The 20493-nt window shown below is 56.0% G+C and carries 30 protein-coding genes and 2 pseudogenes; 12 read left to right on the forward strand and 20 right to left on the reverse strand.

Translation table 11 applies throughout. From position 1 onward, the window contains the following. The 4 genes from GA0061102_RS31030 to GA0061102_RS31045 all read left to right on the forward strand — a co-directional run. On the forward strand, positions 1 to 280 hold a 280-nt coding region (locus GA0061102_RS31030), incomplete at its 5' end, for a transposase (RefSeq protein WP_208858735.1). Between the two features lie 94 nt (positions 281 to 374). Next, on the forward strand, positions 375 to 581 hold the full coding sequence (locus tag GA0061102_RS31035; RefSeq protein ID WP_092856298.1) for a DUF7940 domain-containing protein: 207 nt from the start codon (positions 375 to 377) through the stop codon (positions 579 to 581). Beyond that, positions 571 to 1173, forward strand: a complete 603-nt coding sequence (locus GA0061102_RS31040) for a lysozyme (protein ID WP_092856300.1) — start codon at positions 571 to 573, stop codon at positions 1171 to 1173. Before GA0061102_RS31035 ends, GA0061102_RS31040 begins: the two co-directional genes overlap by 11 nt. Continuing rightward, positions 1170 to 1409: a hypothetical protein gene (locus GA0061102_RS31045; protein WP_092856302.1), complete on the forward strand. Its 240-nt coding sequence runs from the start codon at positions 1170 to 1172 to the stop codon at positions 1407 to 1409. The genes GA0061102_RS31040 and GA0061102_RS31045 overlap by 4 nt, the downstream gene beginning before the upstream one ends. Before the next feature lie 32 nt (positions 1410 to 1441). Here the strand turns inward: GA0061102_RS31045 and GA0061102_RS33060 are convergent, their stop codons facing one another. Next, complete coding sequence (locus tag GA0061102_RS33060; protein ID WP_159432225.1) at positions 1442 to 1708, reverse strand: hypothetical protein; 267 nt, start codon at positions 1706 to 1708, stop codon at positions 1442 to 1444. Here GA0061102_RS33060 and GA0061102_RS31055 point away from each other — a divergent pair. Both GA0061102_RS31055 and GA0061102_RS31060 read left to right on the forward strand, forming a co-directional pair. Continuing rightward, complete coding sequence (locus GA0061102_RS31055) at positions 1698 to 1991, forward strand: dehydrogenase (RefSeq protein ID WP_092856306.1); 294 nt, start codon at positions 1698 to 1700, stop codon at positions 1989 to 1991. The two genes, GA0061102_RS33060 and GA0061102_RS31055, sit on opposite strands and share 11 nt — an antisense overlap. Beyond that, positions 1988 to 2335, forward strand: a complete 348-nt coding sequence (locus GA0061102_RS31060) for a hypothetical protein (protein ID WP_092856308.1) — start codon at positions 1988 to 1990, stop codon at positions 2333 to 2335. Before GA0061102_RS31055 ends, GA0061102_RS31060 begins: the two co-directional genes overlap by 4 nt. A gap of 257 nt (positions 2336 to 2592) precedes the next feature. Here the strand turns inward: GA0061102_RS31060 and GA0061102_RS34140 are convergent, their stop codons facing one another. Then, positions 2593 to 2895, reverse strand: a complete 303-nt coding sequence (locus tag GA0061102_RS34140; RefSeq protein ID WP_425348583.1) for a hypothetical protein — start codon at positions 2893 to 2895, stop codon at positions 2593 to 2595. A 94-nt stretch (positions 2896 to 2989) separates the two neighbouring features. On the opposite strand from GA0061102_RS34140, the gene GA0061102_RS31070 reads away from it, so the two are divergent. After that, the gene (locus GA0061102_RS31070; protein ID WP_092856312.1) at positions 2990 to 3241 is read left to right on the forward strand and encodes a hypothetical protein; all 252 of its coding nucleotides are present in this window, start codon (positions 2990 to 2992) and stop codon (positions 3239 to 3241) included. A 99-nt stretch (positions 3242 to 3340) separates the two neighbouring features. Here GA0061102_RS31070 and GA0061102_RS31075 read toward each other — a convergent pair whose 3' ends face one another. The 4 genes from GA0061102_RS31075 to GA0061102_RS31090 all read right to left on the reverse strand — a co-directional run bounded on the left by GA0061102_RS31075 (position 3341) and on the right by GA0061102_RS31090 (position 5085). Then, entirely contained in the window at positions 3341 to 3847 is a 507-nt protein-coding gene (locus GA0061102_RS31075) for a hypothetical protein (protein WP_092856314.1), read from the reverse strand. A gap of 133 nt (positions 3848 to 3980) precedes the next feature. Beyond that, positions 3981 to 4307 (reverse strand): hypothetical protein, encoded by a 327-nt coding sequence (locus GA0061102_RS31080; protein WP_092856316.1) that lies wholly within the window; start codon positions 4305 to 4307, stop codon positions 3981 to 3983. 3 nt (positions 4308 to 4310) lie between these two features. After that, complete coding sequence (locus GA0061102_RS31085; RefSeq protein WP_092856318.1) at positions 4311 to 4877, reverse strand: hypothetical protein; 567 nt, start codon at positions 4875 to 4877, stop codon at positions 4311 to 4313. Continuing rightward, the gene (locus tag GA0061102_RS31090) at positions 4870 to 5085 is read right to left on the reverse strand and encodes a hypothetical protein (protein WP_092856320.1); all 216 of its coding nucleotides are present in this window, start codon (positions 5083 to 5085) and stop codon (positions 4870 to 4872) included. Before GA0061102_RS31090 ends, GA0061102_RS31085 begins: the two co-directional genes overlap by 8 nt. Before the next feature lie 143 nt (positions 5086 to 5228). On the opposite strand from GA0061102_RS31090, the gene GA0061102_RS31095 reads away from it, so the two are divergent. Beyond that, positions 5229 to 5753, forward strand: a complete 525-nt coding sequence (locus tag GA0061102_RS31095) for a phospholipase D family nuclease (protein WP_092856322.1) — start codon at positions 5229 to 5231, stop codon at positions 5751 to 5753. A gap of 81 nt (positions 5754 to 5834) precedes the next feature. On the opposite strand, the gene GA0061102_RS31100 is transcribed toward GA0061102_RS31095, so the two are convergent. After that, on the reverse strand, positions 5835 to 6950 hold the full coding sequence (locus GA0061102_RS31100) for a DUF2806 domain-containing protein (RefSeq protein WP_092856324.1): 1116 nt from the start codon (positions 6948 to 6950) through the stop codon (positions 5835 to 5837). Positions 6951 to 7684: 734 nt separating this feature from the next. Here GA0061102_RS31100 and zwf point away from each other — a divergent pair. Beyond that, entirely contained in the window at positions 7685 to 9145 is a 1461-nt protein-coding gene (gene zwf / locus GA0061102_RS31105) for a glucose-6-phosphate dehydrogenase (RefSeq protein ID WP_092856326.1), read from the forward strand. Between the two features lie 45 nt (positions 9146 to 9190). On the opposite strand, the gene GA0061102_RS31110 is transcribed toward zwf, so the two are convergent. The 10 genes and pseudogenes from GA0061102_RS31110 to GA0061102_RS31160 form a co-directional block, all read right to left on the reverse strand. Continuing rightward, positions 9191 to 9784, reverse strand: coding sequence for a hypothetical protein (locus GA0061102_RS31110; RefSeq protein WP_092856327.1), 594 nt, complete (start codon positions 9782 to 9784; stop codon positions 9191 to 9193). Continuing rightward, positions 9765 to 10121 carry a hypothetical protein gene (locus GA0061102_RS31115; protein ID WP_092856329.1) on the reverse strand — a complete coding sequence of 119 codons (357 nt, stop codon included), beginning with the start codon at positions 10119 to 10121 and terminating at the stop codon, positions 9765 to 9767. Before GA0061102_RS31115 ends, GA0061102_RS31110 begins: the two co-directional genes overlap by 20 nt. A 33-nt stretch (positions 10122 to 10154) precedes the next feature. Then, positions 10155 to 10406, reverse strand: coding sequence for a DUF982 domain-containing protein (locus GA0061102_RS31120; protein ID WP_092856330.1), 252 nt, complete (start codon positions 10404 to 10406; stop codon positions 10155 to 10157). 106 nt (positions 10407 to 10512) lie between these two features. After that, positions 10513 to 11214, reverse strand: coding sequence for a hypothetical protein (locus tag GA0061102_RS33740; protein WP_245298191.1), 702 nt, complete (start codon positions 11212 to 11214; stop codon positions 10513 to 10515). Between the two features lie 33 nt (positions 11215 to 11247). Next, the gene (locus GA0061102_RS31130) at positions 11248 to 12525 is read right to left on the reverse strand and encodes a hypothetical protein (protein ID WP_092856332.1); all 1278 of its coding nucleotides are present in this window, start codon (positions 12523 to 12525) and stop codon (positions 11248 to 11250) included. A gap of 15 nt (positions 12526 to 12540) precedes the next feature. Next, positions 12541 to 13074: a hypothetical protein gene (locus GA0061102_RS33745; protein WP_245298192.1), complete on the reverse strand. Its 534-nt coding sequence runs from the start codon at positions 13072 to 13074 to the stop codon at positions 12541 to 12543. A gap of 250 nt (positions 13075 to 13324) precedes the next feature. Further along, entirely contained in the window at positions 13325 to 13600 is a 276-nt protein-coding gene (locus GA0061102_RS31140) for a hypothetical protein (protein ID WP_092856334.1), read from the reverse strand. 113 nt (positions 13601 to 13713) lie between these two features. Beyond that, positions 13714 to 13947, reverse strand: a pseudogene (locus GA0061102_RS33750) (helix-turn-helix domain-containing protein); the annotation flags it as partial. A gap of 585 nt (positions 13948 to 14532) precedes the next feature. Further along, positions 14533 to 16140: a right-handed parallel beta-helix repeat-containing protein gene (locus GA0061102_RS31155; RefSeq protein WP_139115128.1), complete on the reverse strand. Its 1608-nt coding sequence runs from the start codon at positions 16138 to 16140 to the stop codon at positions 14533 to 14535. After that, positions 16076 to 16327 carry a hypothetical protein gene (locus GA0061102_RS31160; protein WP_092856342.1) on the reverse strand — a complete coding sequence of 84 codons (252 nt, stop codon included), beginning with the start codon at positions 16325 to 16327 and terminating at the stop codon, positions 16076 to 16078. The genes GA0061102_RS31155 and GA0061102_RS31160 overlap by 65 nt, the downstream gene beginning before the upstream one ends. A gap of 408 nt (positions 16328 to 16735) precedes the next feature. Between GA0061102_RS31160 and GA0061102_RS31165 the strand changes: the two genes are divergently transcribed. Together GA0061102_RS31165 and GA0061102_RS31170 are read left to right on the forward strand one after the other, a co-directional pair. Further along, positions 16736 to 17761 carry a DUF2806 domain-containing protein gene (locus GA0061102_RS31165; protein WP_159432226.1) on the forward strand — a complete coding sequence of 342 codons (1026 nt, stop codon included), beginning with the start codon at positions 16736 to 16738 and terminating at the stop codon, positions 17759 to 17761. 247 nt (positions 17762 to 18008) lie between these two features. Next, positions 18009 to 18755, forward strand: a complete 747-nt coding sequence (locus GA0061102_RS31170) for an AAA family ATPase (RefSeq protein WP_280949858.1) — start codon at positions 18009 to 18011, stop codon at positions 18753 to 18755. Here GA0061102_RS31170 and GA0061102_RS31175 read toward each other — a convergent pair. The 3 genes from GA0061102_RS31175 to GA0061102_RS31180 form a co-directional block, all read right to left on the reverse strand. Beyond that, positions 18752 to 19177, reverse strand: coding sequence for a type II toxin-antitoxin system VapC family toxin (locus GA0061102_RS31175; protein ID WP_092856348.1), 426 nt, complete (start codon positions 19175 to 19177; stop codon positions 18752 to 18754). The two genes, GA0061102_RS31170 and GA0061102_RS31175, sit on opposite strands and share 4 nt — an antisense overlap. Positions 19178 to 19186: 9 nt before the next feature. Next, the gene (locus GA0061102_RS33065) at positions 19187 to 19360 is read right to left on the reverse strand and encodes a hypothetical protein (protein WP_159432227.1); all 174 of its coding nucleotides are present in this window, start codon (positions 19358 to 19360) and stop codon (positions 19187 to 19189) included. 192 nt (positions 19361 to 19552) lie between these two features. Further along, entirely contained in the window at positions 19553 to 19801 is a 249-nt protein-coding gene (locus tag GA0061102_RS31180; RefSeq protein WP_092856350.1) for a hypothetical protein, read from the reverse strand. Between the two features lie 539 nt (positions 19802 to 20340). Here GA0061102_RS31180 and GA0061102_RS32780 point away from each other — a divergent pair. Next, positions 20341 to 20493: pseudogene (locus GA0061102_RS32780) on the forward strand (IS256 family transposase); the annotation flags it as partial.

Consider the following 20493-nt stretch of genomic DNA (forward strand, 5'->3'; position numbering starts at 1 on the left):
CGCTTGTCTGCTCAAGCAAAAATGTACCACGGCCACCCGAAGATACGTCCAAAGGCATCTCGATGAAGATGCACTCGCCCGCATGCATCAACGGGCAACGCCCGACATGATGCGAAAGCGTCGATGCACCGCAGAACATCCGTTCGGCACCATCAAACGGATGATGGCAGGCGGACGTTTCCTGACCAGAAACCTCAAGGGCACCAGAACCGAAATGGCCCTCTCGGTGCTCGCCGACAACATCAAACACACCATAAACATAACATCAAAACCCGCATAGACCCAGAAACCAAAAGAGGCCCCGGTCAAACCGGAGCCTCCAAACGTTTCCACACAGGCTGTTCGGGGCGCCTTTTTCTTTCAGAGGACATTCCATGAAACCGAAACTCGTACCCAGACCGGGGCGGGCGCTTTGGCGCGCCTATTCCCTATGGCCGGTCTATGTCGCCGCCCTTCTTGGGCTGGCTCCCCAAATCGTTCCGTATCTCGACGATTACGTCCCTCACTGGCTGTCGGTCGCGATCCTCTGCTTGTCGCCGATCGGACGCATCATCGACCAAGGAGGCATTGATGCCGATTAATAAGATTGTCGCCACCAAGCGCGGCAAGGCTGCGATCGCGGCTGCTATCGTGGCGGCATCTATCGGTGGCTGGCAGGCGACGAAAGATAGCTCGCCTACCGTTCACCCGCCGGCTGTCATTCTGGCAACCGACAGCCTCATCAAGCCTTGGGAAGGTCTGGTTCTCAAGGCGCACTGGGATCGCTACGCCAAGATCTACGATATTTGCTACGGCGAAACCGAGATCAACGGCAAGCCGGTTCAGGCCAGCATGAGCTTCACTAAGCCCCAGTGCGAGGCGATCCTAGAGGCGCGCGTCTACACCGACTATTATGTGCCACTGACCAAAAAGGTGCCGAGCTTCACGACGTTCCCGGTCGGCGTGCAGGCCGCAATGGTCTCCGGCGCCTACAATTTCGGCGTGGGCGGCATGGTCAACTCGACCGCCACGAGGCTCCACATCAAGGGCGAGCATCGCAAGGGCTGTGAAGCGCAGACGGCATTTAACAAGGCCGGTGGCGAAATCATCCAGGGCCTGGTCAAGCGCCGCGAGATGGGAGACGCCCAGCGCGCCGGCGAGGCTGAGATCTGCGTATCGGGGCTACCAGAATGAACGCGAACAACATTACCGCTGCCATCAACTATGTGATGGCCTTTCTCGCCGTGGTGCTCGCCGGCCTGCAGGGGTTCGACTGGGTCGCGTTGGTCGGCGCCGCCACGGCGCTCAAGATCGTAGCCGGGCTCAATCTGCTGGGAATTCTCGCAAAAGCATGGACTGCAACCGCACGGCAGATGGCTAAGTCTATGGCTGCCGCGCCGGCGGCTAAGACCTCCGTAGGTGCAACATGATCGCCTTTCTCAGCACAGGTATAGGGCGCTGGCTAGCTGGCGCTCTGGTGGCCGTTCTGGCGTTCATAGGGGTCTATGTCGTCGCCGACCACCGCGGATATCAGCGGGCCGCTACGGCGTATACGGCCGAGATCGCGCAGATGAAGGCTGACGCTGCCACGGCGCGCGCCAACGAGATCGAGCGCCAGAACACTGCCAACAATGCCGCCAAGGCCGCCGAAGCTGCGCGCATCGCGCAGATGCAGGCCGACGCCGATGCACTTCAACACCAGATAGAGGAGCTCCAGCGTGAAGCTCATCAAGACCCTGACGCTGGCAAGCCTGCTCTTGGCGCTTCCAGCGTGCAGCGCATCAACAAGATTCGTTAGCCCGCCGCCAGCGCCGCAACTTGCCAAACCCGACTCGGCGCTGACAAGGGACTGCGACCGTCCCGTCGACGTCGGCGACAAGCCACTCAGCCAGGAGGAAACCGAAAACCTTTGGGTGAAGGATCGCGGCGCGCTGGTTTCCTGCCGTCGCAGCAAGGCAGCACTCCGCGACTTCTACGCCGATCGTGATAGCAGACTGACGGGACAGAAATGACCGCAGAGGACATCATGAAGATCGTGGGGTTCTTCATCACGGTTTCCGGCGCCGGCTGGGCCATCTGGTGGAAGATCGACGCCAAGGTTGAGAAGGTGAAGACGGAAACCGCGAAGGAAATTGAAGATCAACGCGTCGCGACGCAGGATCTGCGCGATGATCTGGCAAAACACCAGCTGCACACGGCCGAGAAGTACATCACCAAAGAGGGGCTTCGCGAAACGACCGAGCAAATCATGGGGGCCATCAGTGGTGTGAAGACCGCCATTGATAATATGACTCTGCGTGTCGATCGCGTCGTCGAAAACCAAAGCAAGCCTGCGCGCGCGACGCGCGCCAACTGATCAGAGCCCCTATCCTTCGCTGGGTAGGGGCTTTTTTCGTTTGTGAGTCTGCTGCTTCGTCGTGTGACTATCCCTAGTGCTTGCACTAGGACTTGCAGGCTTCAGTTTGTCTCAGCAAATCGCCAACCCTCACCGTGGGGATGCGACAAAAGTGGCTCGGTTTCGCAACCGGGCCAAGCTGTGTGAACGATTAGAAGTGAGAGGGAATAATGTCCCCTGGCTACCAACGGGCATTCGGCTGGAAGGTTCCGTAGGCACTAGTCACAAACAGTCCTGCGCACCACCACCCGATGGTGATGGCGGTACCCGTAATGTCTTTCTGTCCAGCACCGCTGTCCATAGCTATATCTCGGGCCATCATAGTCGCCACCGTATGTGTAGCCTGGCGGGTAACGATAGTACCGTGGTGGAGGCCGATCATAGTAGTAGCGAGGTCCAACGCCGTACTCGAGGTAGACCTGGGAGAATGCCGGCGACGCTGATAACGTCGTTGCAAGCGCCAGCGCTGCGATTGCGATCTTTTTCATATCTCTTTCCCATTCCGATACGCAGACGCTCATTTGCAAGGCTGCGTCATACGTCTCGATGTTTATACGTCATGAGCGCTGCTTCGGAACATGGACCTAAGTCCTGGTTGATCGCGACTTTGGCCCGATGAAGCGCAACGGCATTGCCATGAAGGCAAGACGGCTCAGCGGTGAGGACGAACAGTGGCAGGTTGCTAGTGAACTTCAGGCGGACCTTTGGGCAGAATTGAGCAAGTTCAAACAGGATCCGCCTAATCCAGACGAGCAGATAGAAATTCAGCGCTGTCGGAGCTTTGCCGACAAAATGATTAAGCTCGTGCACGACCAGATTGCGTCGTGGGCGAATGCAAGCGGCGATGCCTCCAGAAGCAAGTCATAAACGCGTGCAGTGCTTGGGCTCATTGGGACAATAAGCTGGAGATGGAATGCGCGTCATCATCGCTGCCGCATCGACCCAACAGCCTGTATCCGATGGCGATCAACATAGCTTAGCCTTTGTCTCGGGGGCGATGCACTCGGTCGTATACATTTTATCGATATAGAGCAGGAAACTATCACGGCCTCCTTCGAGGGCCTCGATAATCGTATCCTGAGTGAATTGGGTTTGGGGAACAACAACCTTTAAGTTTGCGCCATCAGGTTCGATGTCGTAGAACAGATCTACATAATAATCGTCTTTTAAACGTTTTGCGCCAATCCAATAGCTGATGCCGACGCCAACCGGCTCGCCACTTTCCCCATTGTATCCAACGTCATTCAGTTCGAATTTAAATTTCGTAGGTCGTAGCTTCGCGGCATGTTGGAGCACCTGCAATACAGTTGCGCCGTCCATCGTTTGGTGGCTCTCCACGGCGCTTACCCAACGCTTTTCTTCTTTCGCGGCAAGAAGTTTTGGCTTTGCAAGCTCACTTCCTATTGCAATCGCTGAGATACCTATGAGGAAGAAGCTGGCAACAACGGTAGAGCGGGCAAACGCAATAGCCATCACATCCTCGTAAACCGGCCGACCGCATGTTCAACAATCAAATGTCTCCCAATTTCGACCTTTGCGGGTAAGATTCCCGCGGCGACGGCGAGAGTCAAGCTACCGCGCAATATCGTTCGGCATCTCAAAGCACCTACAGTTTCATGTCCTTCCATACCGGCTTGCGAATGATCGCGATCTGAACGAGCCGACGAATGGTCATCCCCATCAGCTCCTTCGATGGCGGGCTGATCAGGTCGGCCGTCAGATAGTCTTTCCTGTTGCACAGCTCGCATCGGAACTGTTTCGCGATCTGCCGAACAGAGATGTTTCCGCATAGCTGCAGGAGATCCACGGGCTCGTAGAAACGCTTCACCCGACAATGCGCACAGTCGATCTTTACGTAGTAGGAGCCATTCGCGTAGTAGCGCAACGTGGGCGCTGAGAGCACGTCAACTCGGCTTGGGGCTTTCTCGGGCATCTATCATGCGCTGGGCTCAGCGCGGCTCTCTTCGTTGAACGATATTGCGTTGACGAAGATGCCGATCGTGTCATCCAGGCTCGCGCCGACCTTCGTCCATGTCGCGGCGCTCGTCATGCCCCTCATGCTCACTATGCCGCAGGCCTCGCCGGTTTCGTCGTCAATCGCGATTTCCAGCATTCCCACGGGGATGCTGTCCGGAGCGAGGTAAATGCCAACCGAGTAGAAGCGAACTTCTGGTCGATCGGCGACGGCTGAGATCAGCTCGGGCTCTGCCTGGTCTGCCAGCATGTCGCTCGGAGGAGACCAATAGTAGAACTGCTCGATTTGAGGGTAATCCAGCAAGCCGTCGAGGACTTCGCGCACCCGATCGAGATGCTGACGCAAAGTGGCAGACTTAATCAGCCCACGATCTTTAAACCGCTCATCATAACAGCGGATGCTTACGTGCTGGACGAATTCATAGAGTGCGATCGCATCGGCGTCGCTGATGGTCATGACGGCCGCCTTCGGCTTCGGCTCGCCACTGCACTCGTCCGCATCGTTTTCCAGATAGACCACGTCACCCATGGTGGTTCTCCTCCAGGTTCGAGCCATCGTAAGCGCCAATCTCCTTCAGCACGCTTCTGGCGTTGCTGATCCGCCGTTGAAACGCGTCCGATTTGGTGATGACGCCGTTCTTCTGGCGCTGATCAAAGACATCCTCTCCGAGGAAGGCGATCAGGTCTCGAATTACCTCCGCATCGCGGGGTGTGATTGTGTATCCGGCCGTTTGCATGGCGCACGTCTCCGCTCCGCCGATTGACGGCGGTTCGCCTTGTGAAATTGTTGGAAACTCCGACCGTCGCCGGTCTTGTTTGTTCTTATTATGTTCTCATAATGAGGAGAGTCAAGCATCATTGAGAATGCTATGGAGACCACATGAGAATCGCCGTTGCTACGCTAGCCGCCCTGATGTTTGCCAGCCCGGTCTATGCCGGTCAGCCCGTTACCGCTCAAATCTCTGTCTGCTTCACGCCAGCAGAGCAATGCGAGGGCCGGATAGTCGAAGCGATCGACAGGGCCCAATCTTCCATCCGCGTCCAGGCTTACGGCTTCACATCGCTCCCGATCATCCATGCACTCCAGCGGGCAGCCGAGAGGGGCATTGAGGTTCTGGCTATCCTCGACAAGACCAATGAGCGGAAGTATTCGGGCGCAACACTGCTCGACGCCGCCGGCATTCCAGTCTGGATCGATTCCGAGCCGGCGATTGCGCACAATAAGATCATGGTGATTGACGAGCGGCTGACCAGCGGCGGGTCGTACAATTACACCGCGGCTGCTCAGAAGCGGAATGCCGAGAATGTCACTTTCATGGAAAACGCCGAGATCGCGCGCCAGTTCATCGCGAACTGGGATAGCCGCTTGAATGTCTCGAGGGTGTTTGAAGTAGCCAGACCTTAACCTTCGGTTCCGGCCGTAACCGCTTGACGCCACCTCAACGCGCCCGGCTTAAATTGGGCCACTTTGCCGGAGGGCCATTTATTAGGTGACTGGTTCCTTGAAAACAGGCGAGGCAAGCTTAAGACGACGGCTTTCGGCGAACTGCGATAGAATGTTCTTTGACTGAGAGGAGAGCGATTGGTCGCTTTGGATGACGATATTAATCTCATCCAGATTTGCCGCCGTATCCGCGTTGTTCCCGACACCAAAGATAACATATCCAAATTCATTCTGCTTCGCGCCGACAGAAAGGTCCCAGTGTCTATCACCTGCAATATTCACTATGTAAGAACGCCTTAGCTCTTCCAAATTTGGATGATCAATTGGAAAATCCTCCGAAATTGCGTTAGCAATTTCATGGGCGCGCGCCTTCAACCTGAAGACATTGATTGTCGGCTGCAAAGGAAGGCCATAATTGGAACTTCTTGGCGTCTGCTGCACAAATCCCAACCACGGAATCTTGATTCCCGCCACAGTGATCGGCTCTATGAGGCCCATATCCAAAAGGAGCTCCACATCCACTGTGACACCAAAAGGAGAAAAAGGTTGCGTAAGCGAGGTTGACGGCCAACCGACCAAGCTTACATATCGTAAGAACTCGGAAAACATTCGCACGACGTTTGCGTCGAATTGCTTTAACAGTTCAACAGCTGGTTTGGAAACCCGACCATTCGGCAGGGACGGCGCTTTTGCAAGCAATTCCGCCCACACGTTTTGCAGCTCTTCGGACGAGATGTCCTTCACGCCCTCGATCCACTCTTGGACAAAATCTGGATCTATGTCTCGATATGCTTGACCAGCGGGCATACCCTCTGCAATCGCGAATGCCTTCCTTTTGCCATTCGCGATATTGGTCTCGCGTCGCGTTTCAGTGGCGAGAAGTCGGGCCTTTATCGATGCCGCCATTGCAGGATCGCTCGCATGCATTTGGTCGATGCTAAGAACTGCTTTGGCATCGGCGAGAACTTCGTGACGATTGGCGGCGCCCTCCGCTCGATGTGAGAGATACAGAGTTGCTGGTTCGGAAACGATAGCGATGACGCCTTGAAGTGCCTCGGCAACCTTAATCGCCGCAGGCGCTAATTTTTCGGCTGCTTTGCCGATTCCAAGGATATCGGAAATTTGGCCTTGCCCAACTTCGACTTCATCACGATCCATCTCTGGTCCTCAAAAACACCCGTTGGGGATGTATGTACGCGGAAAACCATTTGCAATCGGATTGAATCTCAATTTTGAGGTTCTTCCTTCAGCGCCCCACGGACTAACGCCGCATGTAGCATTCAGAATCGTATCGGATTGAATCTTAAATTATAAAATATATCAATCGCTTATATACGATTTCTAAGAAGATTCAGAATCACCAGCAGTTCCAGGTGATCCTTTAGATCTTCCACCGGTAACGACATATCACTCATGCCCGCTGCCACGATATGTCGTTAGAGCACCGATCGCCTCGTCTAGTTCCAGGCCGCGGTGCCAGTGGACGACGCGAAGTCAAGCAACCAGCTGATGCTCGTCGAGCCTGACCTATGCGCAGCTAGTGCAGCGCACCTCGCCTGCAAACATGATTGTCGCGCCATCCGGGCGCAAGGGTGTCGTCTTGCTCGGTGGGTGCGAGCCAGCAGGATCAAGATTGCACCGTAAAAGTGCAGCCGGCGAGCGTTACATCCCAAGAAATTGTGCCTCTGCGGAGCCGACGTTTACTCTGCGACGCGGGCTGCTTCCGTCCCTTGACCGCCCTTATAATCCATGCCTGTATTCGAGCTCATATGCGCTGAAGGTTTATTGCGACTGGGTCACGCAGGAGGGCGGCTGCTTCGCGGCACTGCTGGAATGGCGGTGTCGTAGTTCCCTTCCACACGCAGGGCACAGACGACGAATCCGGGACAGATATTTTGCGCAAGAATTCCACGCGGGTTGGCCCCGGCTATCCTCAAGTTGTCATTCTCGTCGGCGCGACGGGCGATCTTTCCCGGCGCAAACTGCTGCCTGGGCTGTTCCACCTGATCAAGGCCGGCTTTATTCCGGGCTGCCGCATCGTAGGCGTCTCGCTTGATGATATCGATGTCGACGGTTTCCGCACCATCGCCCGCGAGTCGTTAGACAATTTCCTGACACGCAAGTTCACGCAGGCCGAATGGGAGGCTTTCTCTGCATCGTTGGACTACGTCTCCCTTTCTGCCGGCGCGAGTGTGCTGAAGGAAGCCGTTAACAGGGCCGAGGAGGCGCTGGGACCAGAGACAAGGCGTGTGCATTATCTATCCGTTCCGCCAAAGGCCGCGCTTCCAGCCGTACAGCTCCTTGCTGAGGCGGGGCTCGTGGAACGTTGTCGCATCATCATGGAAAAACCGTTCGGCACGGACCTTGCCAGCGCTGTGGAGCTGAACAGAAAACTTCACGAGGTGTTTGATGAGAAACAGATTTTTCGCATCGACCATTTCCTTGGCAAGGAACCAGCACAGAACATTCTAGCTTTCCGCTTTGCCAACGGTCTTTTCGAACCCATCTGGAACCGCAATTTCATCGACCATGTGCAGATCGACGTGCCGGAGACGTTAGGTCTTTCAACCCGCGCAGCCTTTTACGAGACGACAGGCGCCTATCGCGACATGGTGGTAACCCACCTTTTTCAGATCCTCGCCTTCATGGCGATGGAGCCGCCCACAGCCCTCGAACCGGTGCCAATCTCAGAGGAAAAGAACAAGGTGTTCCGCTCCATGTTGCCGATCGAGCCGCGTGATGTAGTACGCGGCCAGTATATCGGCTACCGAAAAGAGCCCGGAGTTGATCCGGAGAGCGACACGGACACGTTCATTGCCCTCAAATGCGCCATCGATAACTGGCGCTGGGCAGGCGTGCCCTTCTTTCTGCGCACAGGCAAGCGCCTTGCCGAGGGGCAACGCATTATCTCGATCGCCTTCCGCGAGCCGCCGAAATCGATGTTCCCGGCAGGCTCTGGCGTGGGCGCGCAGGGGCCGGACCACCTCACGTTTGACCTTGCCGACGCCTCCAAGGTATCGCTTTCCTTCTATGGCAAGCGCCCTGGCCCAGGATTCCGTCTCGACAAGCTCTCGTTGCAATTTGCTATGAGCGAAACCGGCCTGATCGGCGAGGTCCTGGAGGCGTATGAGCGCCTGATCCTCGACGCCATGCGTGGTGACCATACGCTGTTCACAACAGCCGAAGGCATCGAGCGACTATGGGAAGTCTCCCAGCCACTGCTGGAAAACCCGCCGCCTGTGCGACTTTATGATCAGGGTGGCTGGGGCCCGAAGTCGATCCACCAGCTCATTGCCCCGCACGCCTGGCGCTTACCATTCGAGCGGGCCTGGCGGGACTCCTCAAAGGAGTGATTGATCATCAAACGCAAAATGCGAATGGTGGAAGCGCCTGATAGTTCACTCAAGACCATATCTGATCAAAATTGCACCGAAATCGCTCAATTGGTAGTAAGCGCCATGACTATTGCCAACAGCGAATGCGCTCTGTTGCGGCTGTGAGGATCGCAGCAATCCAATAGCAGCCAAGCCAGCCACTACGGTGTCATCCTCGATAAACGCGGCCTCTCGGTACTGCGACAAAATAGGCAAATCAGAAATGAAAACCCGCGATACCATGCCAGAGACACGTTCCGCGACCTGCAGCTCGACGTCACCTCGAATTGCTGCTGAATAAAGCCGGCCAATGATTGTCGATTTTTCGAGGTTATCCAACTGGGCTAGCATCAAGGTTACGGTGTCCCCAAAACGCTCGGCTTTCCCACCGTCGTCAAGATCCTGAAGAAAGGCGTTTCGCTCCGCCTTGGATGTCTTGTCCAGCTCCCGCAGAAAGCCTTCGACTTGGCGCATAAAAATGCGATCTCTGATCGTCCCATATAGCTTTGCCGCTTTCACCGCGACGCCAACACCTGGAATACCTTCGGCCAATCCGATAACGATGTCGGCACCATCTGCAAACACGTCAACCAGTCCGTCAGAAATCTTCTCTTCCATAATTCCTCTGCCACAGTGAGAATACAGCAAGTAAGAAATTGGCTATGAAATACAAGACGGCAGCCGCATCAGCGATCTTGCCGGCAGGCCTAAGACCGGTGATTTTGCCCGCGAAACCGCCGAGACAACCGGAGAAAGCAAAACGCAGATAGCGCAGAAAATCGTCCGCGCTCGCGAGCTCGGCGCCGACATTCACCGCATTGCCAACACTTCTCTCGACAAGGGCGTCGAGATGGATGCCCTCATCAAGTTGGCGCCGGAACAGCGCGCGGACTTGATTGCTCGTGCAGAGGCGGGTGAGACGGTATCGGCGAGGCGGCTCCGGAAAATACCGCATCAATGAGGCATCCGCGGCAGGGGAAATGCTGCCTCAGTCCTCCTTCACAGGTATCCTAGCTTCTTTGACCGCATCGATGAACGCCAGACGAGCATCCTCTGGAGTTCGCTTGCCGCTGATCACATCGGCGCAGACTGCCAAGGCACGGTCCAGCAGGGGGGCTTCCTCAAGTGGCCAGTCCTCGATCATTGCCCAGGAGGCGGCTTGGGTCGTGTCGATGACCACCCATTCGTCCGGGCTAACAAGGGCGATCGTGACCGCCTTGCTCCATTTTCTGTGCGTCACGGGAAATCCTCGAATTTACAGTTGCTTATCGCTCGTCTCATACGCCGATTTGCTTCGCCTGGCGAGGTACAGACTGCTGTCTCACGCATCGCTACCCGCTTTTGGTTCACCGCCGCGATTCCCATTCCCTATAGCCCGCCTCGGTCAGCACGTAATAGCCGACTTGATCTGGAAACTTCTCGCTCGGAAATGTTTCCAGGAAACCTCGCGCCTTCAAGCGTTCTTCCGTGTCAGGGCCGCAATGGGTCTCTTTCGAAGTGACTTTCACATTCGGACCGTGAACTGCGAAGTTTGCCAAGGCGTTCAGCTCACGCTTGGTCAGCGGCTTGCCAGGAATCTCGGCTATCCATCTGGCATCGGCTTCTCTCTGGAGCCGTTGCATATCGGCCTCATTCATTGTCCAAGGATCAAAACCGAGCTGATCGTAAAATTGCTTGATGGGACTAGATGGATCAGAGATTATGGGATATCCACCGGCGCCTGTTTCAGGCTCTCTGTCCGGCGAGGAATACTTCCGGGCTTTGGATGCAGCCGCATTCCTGACCTTCTCTGGATCCCGATCGAAATCCCAGTCCTGATGAGGACCATCCGCGACCGTTTCTCCGTCGACTGGCCACCTAAGCATTGCGGCCTCAACCTCGCTAAAGATCCAGATTTTTCTCGAGCGCCATTTTCGGGGCGGCGGCAACGTGCCTTCCTCAACCATTGTGTCGACAGTGCCGGTGCTAACTCCGATTGAGAGCGCAAGCTCGGCGCGATTGAGACCGAGCCGGGGCACGGTTCGATAGGCGCTGCCCGATTTGGTCATGTTGCTGCCGTTGTCCTTGCTGCTCGCTGGTCGTCAATCATCCCAATAATTTGCCTTCGGCGGCGGATCGCCTTCCGGGTCAAAAAGCTCATCTGGATCTGGATAGAGGTTGTGTTCTACCAGATGCGCTTGGATCGCCTCCACGGAGGACTTCACTTCCAATTCAGCGAGCCGGCGCTGTGCCCACTCGATCATGCGCTGATACTCAGCGGGCAACGAGTCCATTTTGGGAATAAGGGCGATAGTGGTCCGCAGGTCTTCCGCCTCACGTCTTGATCTTGCTATCGAGAGCAAAAACGACAATCGCTCGTCTTCGCGATTTTCCCGCTTTTCAGCCAAACCACGCCTGTCGGCAAGCGCTTCGCGCCGCTGCCTTTTTTCAGTGGCGATCCGCAGTTCCTCCGCCGCCGCCACGAGGACAAGCTTGATGCCATCAACGAACCTACCCACGATCGTCTCTAGGGGCTTTGTTTTCCCATCAGACCAAGACTGTCGCATACCGCGGCCCCAGCCGTTGGCGTACGCAAGCGTCAATTTCCCCGTGTATACAATGTCGAATTCGGGCCATGGCTCAATGCGTCCGAAGGTCCATGTATCCCTTGCGCGCTCTTTGTCGCGCTTCGCTTTTAATCTTCGGTACTCTTCAAATTCCTCGGGCGTTGGTTGATGTTTTGGCCGGCGCCTCTCCTCCGTCAATGAGATTGCTGTGGAGCTTTCGTCCGATATGAAAACGAGCGTTTTTTCGTTCGACTCTAAACGAACATTTCGACTCTCACATGCCAATGCTAGATTGTGCAAGACTACGATCGCCCGATCGCGGCTGTGCTCGTGTACGGCTACTCCTGGGGCATGAATAATGCCCTCCTTATTCGGCTCGGCGTCCAACAATTGCGCGACCAAAGCGGCGATAAACCTGTGCGGTATTGGACCGGGAGTTTCGATTGTCGGTGATTGCTTGCTGGTTTCTGCCGGCGGCAGATCCTTCCGGGTTCGGGCTTCCGCGGCTCTTTGTAATTTAGCGGCTGCGACCGCTTGCCTCGAACGTTCGCTGAGCTGGCTCTGAGATTGCCCGATGTAAACCGAATGAAGATCCCTGCTTACGGTGCCACGGAGCTTTGTTTTCTTCACATTGTGGCCGGCCTCAAGCTTCGCCCAATAACCACGCGGCGGAACGGGGACAAGGTGCTTAGCGCAGGTCTTTGCTAGCCCGCGATCGGAAATTCCGAACCTAGTCGCTAGCTTTTGCATAGGCATCGACCACACGAGCTCGTACAGTTCCTCGCGACTATAGGATCGCTTAATCTCGTCCATATTGTCCCCAAAACCTCACAGCGACTTCCCGTGGTGCCAAAAACCGATGCGCTTTGCTTCCTCGACACCGATGTCCGTGACCTTCCACTCTGTATCGCCGTCGCGATCTTTCTTCCCGGCAACGACGGCGCCCTTTTCGGCCAGGCGGTTCATTGTGGTCATGCCCGCGTCTGGAATAGCACCGTGTGTTCGAGCGTCAGGATGAGCGACCATGTAGAGCAGGGCTTTCTGGCTCCGACCATCGAGACCTAGCTGGGGTTTACGCTTATTGCGGCTCTCGCGCTTCGGTTTCCACGCGCCCAAGTTCTCCTCGCCATCAGGAACGGCAACGTTGAAGCCGGCTGTTATTCCGAAGTATCCATCATAGAATTTCCTGACCAAAGGGACTGGGCGGCCATCATGGAGCGGGTCAATCTTCGGGAAGCCCTTGCGCTCGAACTGCGGGATGACAGCCTTCACGAACATGGCGGCTCGTTCTTTGCCTACTATGGCAATGGCAATTTCCCGGTCGGTCGCGAACATAGGCAGCTTCGAGAGCGGGTCTGTCATGTTCGCACCATCCAGCCTCTACCCAGTTTGATCACGTCTCGATTGGTCAGGCGCCGTCGCGCCGCCATTTCGCCGGCCGTGTAAATGGAATCGAGTGGCATAGTTTGCCCCAAGGGCGCACCTCCATCAAAAGAACAACCATCGCCCGCCGGCAAGAATGCCGACCGCTTCATCATGGTCTCCTCAATGTGGTGCTATGCGTGCGGATTGGTGGGCCGCAGTTGGAAGGTATTTGGCCAAAGCCGGGCGGTCAAGGCGCCAAAGTGTCAGTCTTCTCAGTTATGCTTTTCGTTGGTGCTTTGACGGAGATGGACAGATCAATCAATTGGACCTTCCCGCCAGCGCGAGGCCAAAACGTATGTACCGGGTTCACATCGATTTTAAGGCCTAGTGCTCCGGCTTCCAATATTCGGTCGTTTAGCTCGCGCATGCCGTCGACAAGCGTCCGGCTCATCGCCCTTTGTTCTTCGGTCATCAAAGACTGTTGATGCTTCCATTCACTCAATGACATCCGATCGTTCGGCATCGCGATTCCTATCCTCTTCAGCCGCCCGCGCCGGGCGGCGCGTCATTTTCAAGGTTCTCGGGGTATTGAACAACCTCGTTTTCGTCGACGTCAATTGCGGCGCCGTTAGGCTTACGCAGCGAGACGCCTGGACCGCTTGCGACGCCACCGGCCTCTAGGAATTTGACGCCTGCCGTTTCGAGGGCGGTCTGAACGGCGGCAACATTATTCCGCATGCCAGTCGCCGCACCATCACTGGCTTCCATACGCTTCAACGTCGGGACGGAGATATTTGCCGCAAGAGCGAGGGTCGCTTGTGACATGCCGACGAGCGCGCGGGCGGCCGAAATTTGCCTGCCGGAAACCATAATTGATCCTTTAGTATCAAATATATCCAAAGGTGTTGACTGACGCCTCACCTTGAGCTAAAGGTATCACATAGACACCAAAGTGACAACAAGGAGCATCGAATGCAAGCGCACATGCATACCGAAAGAACCTTACTCCCGCGCGGTTTGATCGCCAGACGACGCCGCGTCTACACCGCCAAATGGACCTTCAAATTAGATAGTTTCGTAGAGTATCGCGGAGAGCGCACTGTCGTTATCGACCGCCATCGCACCATCATGGGTGCCGAGATTTATACTGTTATCCCTTTGACCACGATACCAGGCCGCCAGTGGGTCTGTGGTCGGTCTCTCAAGCATATACATTAGTTTCTGGATCCCCGCGGGGAGTCCGTGGCGCGTGAACCGTCACGGCGGCCGGCGGCCGTTGTCACAGCGGCGGTCGCCGGCTCAACTTGGCGCCTTGTCCTGGGCGCCCGGCCTGTCGCGACACCGCATGCCCGCGGCAGGCCACCAATTACCAAAGCCACCACAAGTGCGCCGCCGGTCTCACCAGCCGGCGGCTTTTCTTTGGCCGGGCGCCTGGCGCCAAACCATATTTTTGCATTAAGGATTGTTGACCGGGGCGGTCGTGTATCCTCGGTAGAGGTTGTTGCCCGTGACTTTGTTGGTGGCGCCGGCCCCATAGGAAATGCCGTACGCCATAAATCCCGTGAAAGAGCGGAAGCGATTGCTGTCGGCCACGATGCCATCAATCAGCGCTGCGCCCTGAACGTACAGGCCTACATTCGCCACAGCCGCACCAGCCGTGTTCGACTGACCCGGATCGACAACCAGGTTATCGGAAAAGATTGTATCAAGTTGCGAATTCGAGCCGCTGGCAACTTGTATGGAAAGGCCTGCAGATCCATTGTTGACGCATGTGTTGCGCGACACGCGCACGCCGTAACCTCCGTACGTCGCGTCGCAAAATACCGATATCCCGAGTGTCGCGCCGCTAAAGGAGTAGTTGTCCTCGACATCGCAATAGTTGCAGCCCTGCAGGGATATGTTGTCGCCCTGGCCGATCGCAGCCGGTTGGATCGAAAAGGAACCAGTCGTCAAGTTGACGGTCAGTGTCGTGGTACTCGTCACAGCGGTGATCAAATACTCAGTGCCGCCGCCGATGACGATGAACCGGCCGGCCATATCCGGAGTGAAAAACGGCCCGGAATTGGATGTGACGACATTGCTTCCCGCGGCCTTCGTAACGTTGAGGCCTGTCCTTACCAGACTGGACTGCACGATATTGTCGCGGACCTTCACGAATGTAGAATACCCGACGACGATGGCGATCTGACCATGGTTCGATATCTTGTTGCGGCTTATGACGCCGCGAACCTGGAAATTCGGATTGTTGGAGACAGCGGTGATTCCTTGGATAAAGACGCTGTCGATAACGTTGTTGTCGATGTTATAGCGCAACCCGGCGCGAATGATGACGCCGTTTCCGGTCCCATTTCGCAGCGTGCAGTTTTGGATCGTAATGTCGTTTTGATCATAGATCAGCGCCAGCGAATTGCTGTTGCCGATCGTTTTAGTGTTGTTCGCCCAATTGCCGTCGACCACAATACCGATCAGGCGAGCGCCGTTCGCCGCATAGGCCGTGAAGTCGACGATATGGTTGATGTTCGCACCATTCGCCTGCATGACGGTCGCGGTCCCCGCAAAATTGTATACCGTGACGCCCGGCCTCATCTTCAGTGAGCCTGTACCGGCGGTCAGCGTGATCGTTCCGCTGGCGTTGACTGTCGGGATGCTGGCAGCGCCAGCGAAGTCGATAGCCGCCTGCCAATCTCCACCGAACCATCCGCTGTTGACCGCGAGACCGTCGAAAATGCGCTGCCAGTAATATCCGGCCGTCGAGCTGATCACGTAAACGCCTTGGGCGGGATCGGAAACCGGCGCGGTGCCAGATCTGACGATCCATTGCCCCTCGCGGCCAACTTCCGTCAAATATGCGTTCGTGACGGTCGTCGGGTCGAGTGCCTGGAGAGCGGCTCGTGTGTCAACGAAGACGTTGGACGAACTAGCTAAGACCTGATTTGGAATGGCAGTCATGGCGTTCGCGATCCCCCTGTCCAGAACTGTACGCCATCTAGAACCGACCTCAGGTTGTTGTCCAATCATAATTGCGATCGACACCGGCGGAATCGCGTCCCAGCCCGTATCCAATCGCGAAGGTCAGGGTGCCGCCGGTCAGCACGGTTCCGGTTGCCCTGTGTCGATGCTCAGCCGCACCCGCGACAACTGCGGTCCTTTCACGCACGACAGCGTGCTTCGCATCCTTGGCGACTTTGTGCGCGCCTGTTGGTGGCTCCATTGGCTTTCCGGTGAATCCTGTGGTCAATTCGTCGGACATCGGGTTCCTCCTTCTTGCAGGTGAAGGAAAACTCAAGCGGGCGAGGGATGTTCCAGCGAAGTGGCCGGGTAGAAGGAGTAGGTTACGCCCGCAATGCTGGGTTCGTGCCGCAAGCGAATTCGTGACATCGAAGCGAACATTCACCACCGGCGATTCAGGCGTCACCTGACTGGCACTCGCCGGTTGCACCAGCCCGCAGATTTGCACCATCACAGGCCATAGGCTGGAGTCGGCAACCGAGATCCTGAAGTACTATCTCGCCCTGCATCTCGAAATGGCCGCGACCGCGATCAGCCTCCTTACCGAATGGCAAGACGCCAGCGCGAGCATCGAAATGGCGATTGTTTGATCTTCTATACGGCCCATAGTTGCGCTACTGATAGATACCTTTATCCCAATGGGCGCAGAATGATGACAGGCAAGGATGAGGACAAGGTAGGCATAGCTGCTTCTTGGAGCTGGGAGGGCGTTCAAGCATCCATCAAAAGCAGGTTTCTGTCAGCCGCTGACAGCTTAGGAGCGTCGTGGCTCAAATCGAAGGCGGTCAATAATGAGCGCACGGTTGCGATAAAGTCCGCAAGCACCCAATCGATGGTCGCCCTAATAGAGGCTGCAACCAAGGCTGTAGGTGATCAAATAAAGGATGATCCCGAAGCGGCCGCACGGCTGCTCAGAGCGGTCCATAAGGCTGGTAAGCAAGGCGAAAATTTGGAAGCCACCATGGCTTACGCCGTGGAAGAAATTGCGAGCTCGACGGCCGATGATCGCATCGAAGCAGAGGGGCCTTCCGAGCTGAGTACTCATTTTCTTTCTCACTATGAGCAGTTCGCTGAACGCGCCAGCGATGAACTTGCCAGGGAGAAATGGGGTAAAGTATTAGCCTCGGAAATTATGAAGCCCGGAACATTTTCTGCGAAGATGCTTCGCCTGATTGATGAGCTGGAAGGCAGTCCGGCTGTCCCCCTGTTTACTGATATCTGCAAATTCCGGATTGCTGGATTTATCCCATCAGCTCTCGCGCCCCTGTCGCGGGCGGATGCAATGACCTTGGAGGAGGCCGATCTCTTGAGACCGAACGATCTGGGGCTCCTCCAAGTCTTGTTCAGGTCGACGCTTGAAGGTGGCGAGAAATGCTGGGTCGCCTGCTGGGAAAGGTATGGCGTTGGGATCATGGAAACGCCACCGCCGAAAATTAAGGTGGGGTCGCCCAACGCTCTCCTGTCCAACGACGGAGACAATCTTGCGTTCGAGATACATCCGTTGACGTCTGTCGGCAGGGCGATCGCATCGCTAAATCCATATAATGAACTGGAGGTCGTGAAAGCTCTGAGGCAAGCCTTTGTGGCGGATAATCCTCCTGGCGTACGGATTTTTCTGGTGAAGAGGAACGAAGATCACTTCATCACGATTTCAGATAGCGATGATCCGATCTAGCGCCCCGGCCGGGTACAGCGTCGGAGCGACGAAAACTAAAAAAATCCCCCGGTGATCTATCGTTGAATGTTTCAAATCGTTGAGAGCAATCATGCCTTTTATGTAGTCGTTAAATCTCCGGATCGGTGTGTTGTCTTGCGCATCTGGCAGTGCACAGCGCCGGTGGCTTGCCTAGGCAGCACACGAACAGGAACTCGTCGTTGCCGTTGAGGACAAAAAAACAGGCATCAAATACCAGGAACCGATCATTGAGGCCGTCATTGAGCAGATCGAGCGCAACGGCATTGACGTCATGATTGTGGATCCGTTCGTCTCAACGCACGGCGTGAACGAAAACGACAACGGCGCCATCGACAAGGTGGCGAAGCTTTGGGCGCAGATCGCCGACCATACGAACAGCGCGATCGATATCGTGCACCATCTGCGTAAGGTGGCGGATCGCGAGGCGACCGTCGAAGACGCTCGAGGCGCGGTGTCCCTGATCGGCGCGGCGCGCTCCGTGCGCGTTTTGAACCGAATGTCGCAAGAGCAGGCAGAGCAAGCCGGAGTGTCATCTGAGGAGCGATTCGGCTATTTCTCGGTGACCTATGGCAAATCCAACCTGACGCCGCTATCGAGCAAGCTTGACTGGCGTCGTCTTGTCGGCGTTCCGCTGGGGAATGCGCGCGGGCTGACGAAGCCGCAGGACTTCGCGCCTGTGGTGACGGAATGGAAGTGGCCGAGCTCCGAAGAAATCGCTCAGGACGTCACAGCCGACCAGAGAGAGGCTATACGCGTCGCAGTCACCAACAGCGATTTCAAGCCATCTACACGCGCCAAGAATTGGGCCGGGGTCGCGGTCGCCTACGCCATGGGCCTTGACGCCGAGGACGAGGTGCAGCGCAAACGGGCAGGGACGGTGTTGCGGGCGTTATTGAAGGAGGGCGTCCTTGTCGAAGTCGAGGAGCGCGACCCTGTGCGACGAGAGGTGGCGAAGTTCATTCGTGCGGCTTAGCACACGACGACGTCAATATATCCTGTTTCTGATATTCCACGAATCATCAAGTCCCGCGTCACAACCGGGACTTTTTTCATTTTTGCGGTCGAGATGATATAGCAATCACCCGGGTCTTTGTGGTCGGTTGTTGCAATCATATTGGCTGCCTCAAGCGCAATCTGGGGGCCAATAGGAACTATCTTTGCTGATAGTTCCTTAATAGCAACCCTAAACCACTCCTTAACCGTCCTGTCACCTAATTGAGGGGCGTTTTTCGGCTTTTTTACTGCGAGCGCCAATTCCCACACTGTGATGGGAGAGACAAATAAAGTACCCTCATCTTGCGCTGTACCGATCGCCACGAGCGCCTCATCTGTCAGGGCGATCTCGCCACTGACAAGCCAGTAGAGCGCATGCGTATCCAGAAGAACACCAGCCAAGAGAAAAGTCTACTTGCGCTTTTCGCGCAACGCCTGCTTGGCGATTGGCTTTGTTAGATCAACATTTCGCTTCATGGTCAGCGTGCTGCCAGCCAAGGACCCAGCACCCTTGACGGTCACGTATTTTCCTGTCCGCGTGTCACGAACGGTGATGCTTGTTTTCTTGGCTTCGATTTTGGTCATGGCTCAAATATGGACTTGTCGATGACAAAATTCAATGTTTTTAATCAGCGCAAATGCAACCAAAACGCATTTCCATATTCGCGTTAAAGTTTGCACGGATGCACGCATATTTATCCGTGCAGTAACCGTGCACTTCCGTGCGGAAACACCTGCACAGCGCTGCGTGGACGAAAACTCCCGACGTGGTCGCAACTACCGATCACCCCGAATTTGCAATGCATCGATCAACCGATGCACCTTTTCGGTTGCATAGACGATGTCCTCTCGAGCCAAATGCACCGTGATTTCGATCTCCTGCCATCGTCCACCATGATCTTTGGCATAGCTGACCGCGGCCCTTAGAGATTTGAATTCAACTGCGGGAGCGTCGGCAACCCAAAACTGCACGGTGCAATCCACGTCAGCGTAGTCTGCAAGAGCTTTGATAGGATCAAGGGCCATGAGGAGACCATTACACCGTTGCGGGCTCGTTGGCTATGTAGGCCTAAGCGGCATCGATTGCGACGCAGCAAATTGCGAAGGCAAGGGCGCCGAGTATCAGCACAATACTGGTCGCCGTGTGGGGCTGCTCTGCAGCGCCGGTGACAACTGCAGCGGTCTCACGCACGAACGCGTCTTTCGCATTTCCGGATATTGAAGCGAACGGCCACATAGGCAATTCAGGCCTTCAACTGGCTCCGCTCGCGTTGCGCCAGCAGAGCGCGGGCTGCGCTTTCTTTCCCTCTGGGGCGGGGGTAAGAGAGTTAAATGCGCGGCCCCAATTGGGGGCGGGGGACGTATGAAAATGACGATTATTGCGGTGCTGACTTGGATGGCCAGGATTGTGTCCCGGCACGTGGTGTAGGTGACGGAAGATAGCAAAGCCGAGCGCCCGCGCGCTTTTCATAGCGCTGTAGCGGGTGATCGGCTTTGCGGGCGGCCATCAGTGTTTTCCGCTAGGGTCGGGTTGTTCAAGACACAACCTGACGGAAAGATCACTGATGACCGATGACATGATGAACGTGCGTTCGCTTGTTGAGAAGAGTGCGGACGCAGATTTGTTGCGTGAGATGATCGGCTTTGCGGCCGAACGGCTGATGGAGCTGGAGGTCAGCTCGGCTACGGGTGCAGGGTTCGGGGAGAAGAACCCGCTG

Origin of the sequence: Martinezella miluonensis (assembly GCF_900094545.1) — a bacterium.
Lineage (GTDB): Bacteria > Pseudomonadota > Alphaproteobacteria > Rhizobiales > Rhizobiaceae > Rhizobium > Rhizobium miluonense.

Bases quoted from the DNA above. Each gene is read 5' to 3' on its own strand.
- GA0061102_RS31035 (WP_092856298.1), top strand. From the start codon at position 375: ATGAAACCGAAACTCGTACCCAGACCGGGGCGGGCGCTTTGGCGCGCC.
- GA0061102_RS31130 (WP_092856332.1), bottom strand. From the start codon at position 12,525: ATGGACGAGATTAAGCGATCCTATAGTCGCGAGGAACTGTACGAGCTC.
- GA0061102_RS31180 (WP_092856350.1), bottom strand. From the start codon at position 19,801: ATGGCCCTTGATCCTATCAAAGCTCTTGCAGACTACGCTGACGTGGAT.
- GA0061102_RS31160 (WP_092856342.1), bottom strand. From the start codon at position 16,327: ATGTCCGACGAATTGACCACAGGATTCACCGGAAAGCCAATGGAGCCA.
- GA0061102_RS31095 (WP_092856322.1), top strand. From the start codon at position 5,229: ATGAGAATCGCCGTTGCTACGCTAGCCGCCCTGATGTTTGCCAGCCCG.
- GA0061102_RS31085 (WP_092856318.1), bottom strand. From the start codon at position 4,877: ATGGGTGACGTGGTCTATCTGGAAAACGATGCGGACGAGTGCAGTGGC.
- GA0061102_RS31060 (WP_092856308.1), top strand. From the start codon at position 1,988: ATGACCGCAGAGGACATCATGAAGATCGTGGGGTTCTTCATCACGGTT.
- GA0061102_RS31165 (WP_159432226.1), top strand. From the start codon at position 16,736: ATGATGACAGGCAAGGATGAGGACAAGGTAGGCATAGCTGCTTCTTGG.
- GA0061102_RS31110 (WP_092856327.1), bottom strand. From the start codon at position 9,784: ATGGAAGAGAAGATTTCTGACGGACTGGTTGACGTGTTTGCAGATGGT.
- GA0061102_RS33745 (WP_245298192.1), bottom strand. From the start codon at position 13,074: ATGACAGACCCGCTCTCGAAGCTGCCTATGTTCGCGACCGACCGGGAA.
- GA0061102_RS31070 (WP_092856312.1), top strand. From the start codon at position 2,990: ATGAAGCGCAACGGCATTGCCATGAAGGCAAGACGGCTCAGCGGTGAG.
- GA0061102_RS31140 (WP_092856334.1), bottom strand. From the start codon at position 13,600: ATGCCGAACGATCGGATGTCATTGAGTGAATGGAAGCATCAACAGTCT.
- GA0061102_RS31100 (WP_092856324.1), bottom strand. From the start codon at position 6,950: ATGGATCGTGATGAAGTCGAAGTTGGGCAAGGCCAAATTTCCGATATC.
- GA0061102_RS33065 (WP_159432227.1), bottom strand. From the start codon at position 19,360: ATGACCAAAATCGAAGCCAAGAAAACAAGCATCACCGTTCGTGACACG.
- GA0061102_RS31090 (WP_092856320.1), bottom strand. From the start codon at position 5,085: ATGCAAACGGCCGGATACACAATCACACCCCGCGATGCGGAGGTAATT.
- GA0061102_RS34140 (WP_425348583.1), bottom strand. From the start codon at position 2,895: ATGAGCGTCTGCGTATCGGAATGGGAAAGAGATATGAAAAAGATCGCA.
- GA0061102_RS31040 (WP_092856300.1), top strand. From the start codon at position 571: ATGCCGATTAATAAGATTGTCGCCACCAAGCGCGGCAAGGCTGCGATC.
- GA0061102_RS33060 (WP_159432225.1), bottom strand. From the start codon at position 1,708: ATGAGCTTCACGCTGGAGCTCCTCTATCTGGTGTTGAAGTGCATCGGC.
- GA0061102_RS31045 (WP_092856302.1), top strand. From the start codon at position 1,170: ATGAACGCGAACAACATTACCGCTGCCATCAACTATGTGATGGCCTTT.
- GA0061102_RS31080 (WP_092856316.1), bottom strand. From the start codon at position 4,307: ATGCCCGAGAAAGCCCCAAGCCGAGTTGACGTGCTCTCAGCGCCCACG.
- GA0061102_RS33740 (WP_245298191.1), bottom strand. From the start codon at position 11,214: ATGACCAAATCGGGCAGCGCCTATCGAACCGTGCCCCGGCTCGGTCTC.
- GA0061102_RS31115 (WP_092856329.1), bottom strand. From the start codon at position 10,121: ATGCGGTATTTTCCGGAGCCGCCTCGCCGATACCGTCTCACCCGCCTC.
- GA0061102_RS31075 (WP_092856314.1), bottom strand. From the start codon at position 3,847: ATGGCTATTGCGTTTGCCCGCTCTACCGTTGTTGCCAGCTTCTTCCTC.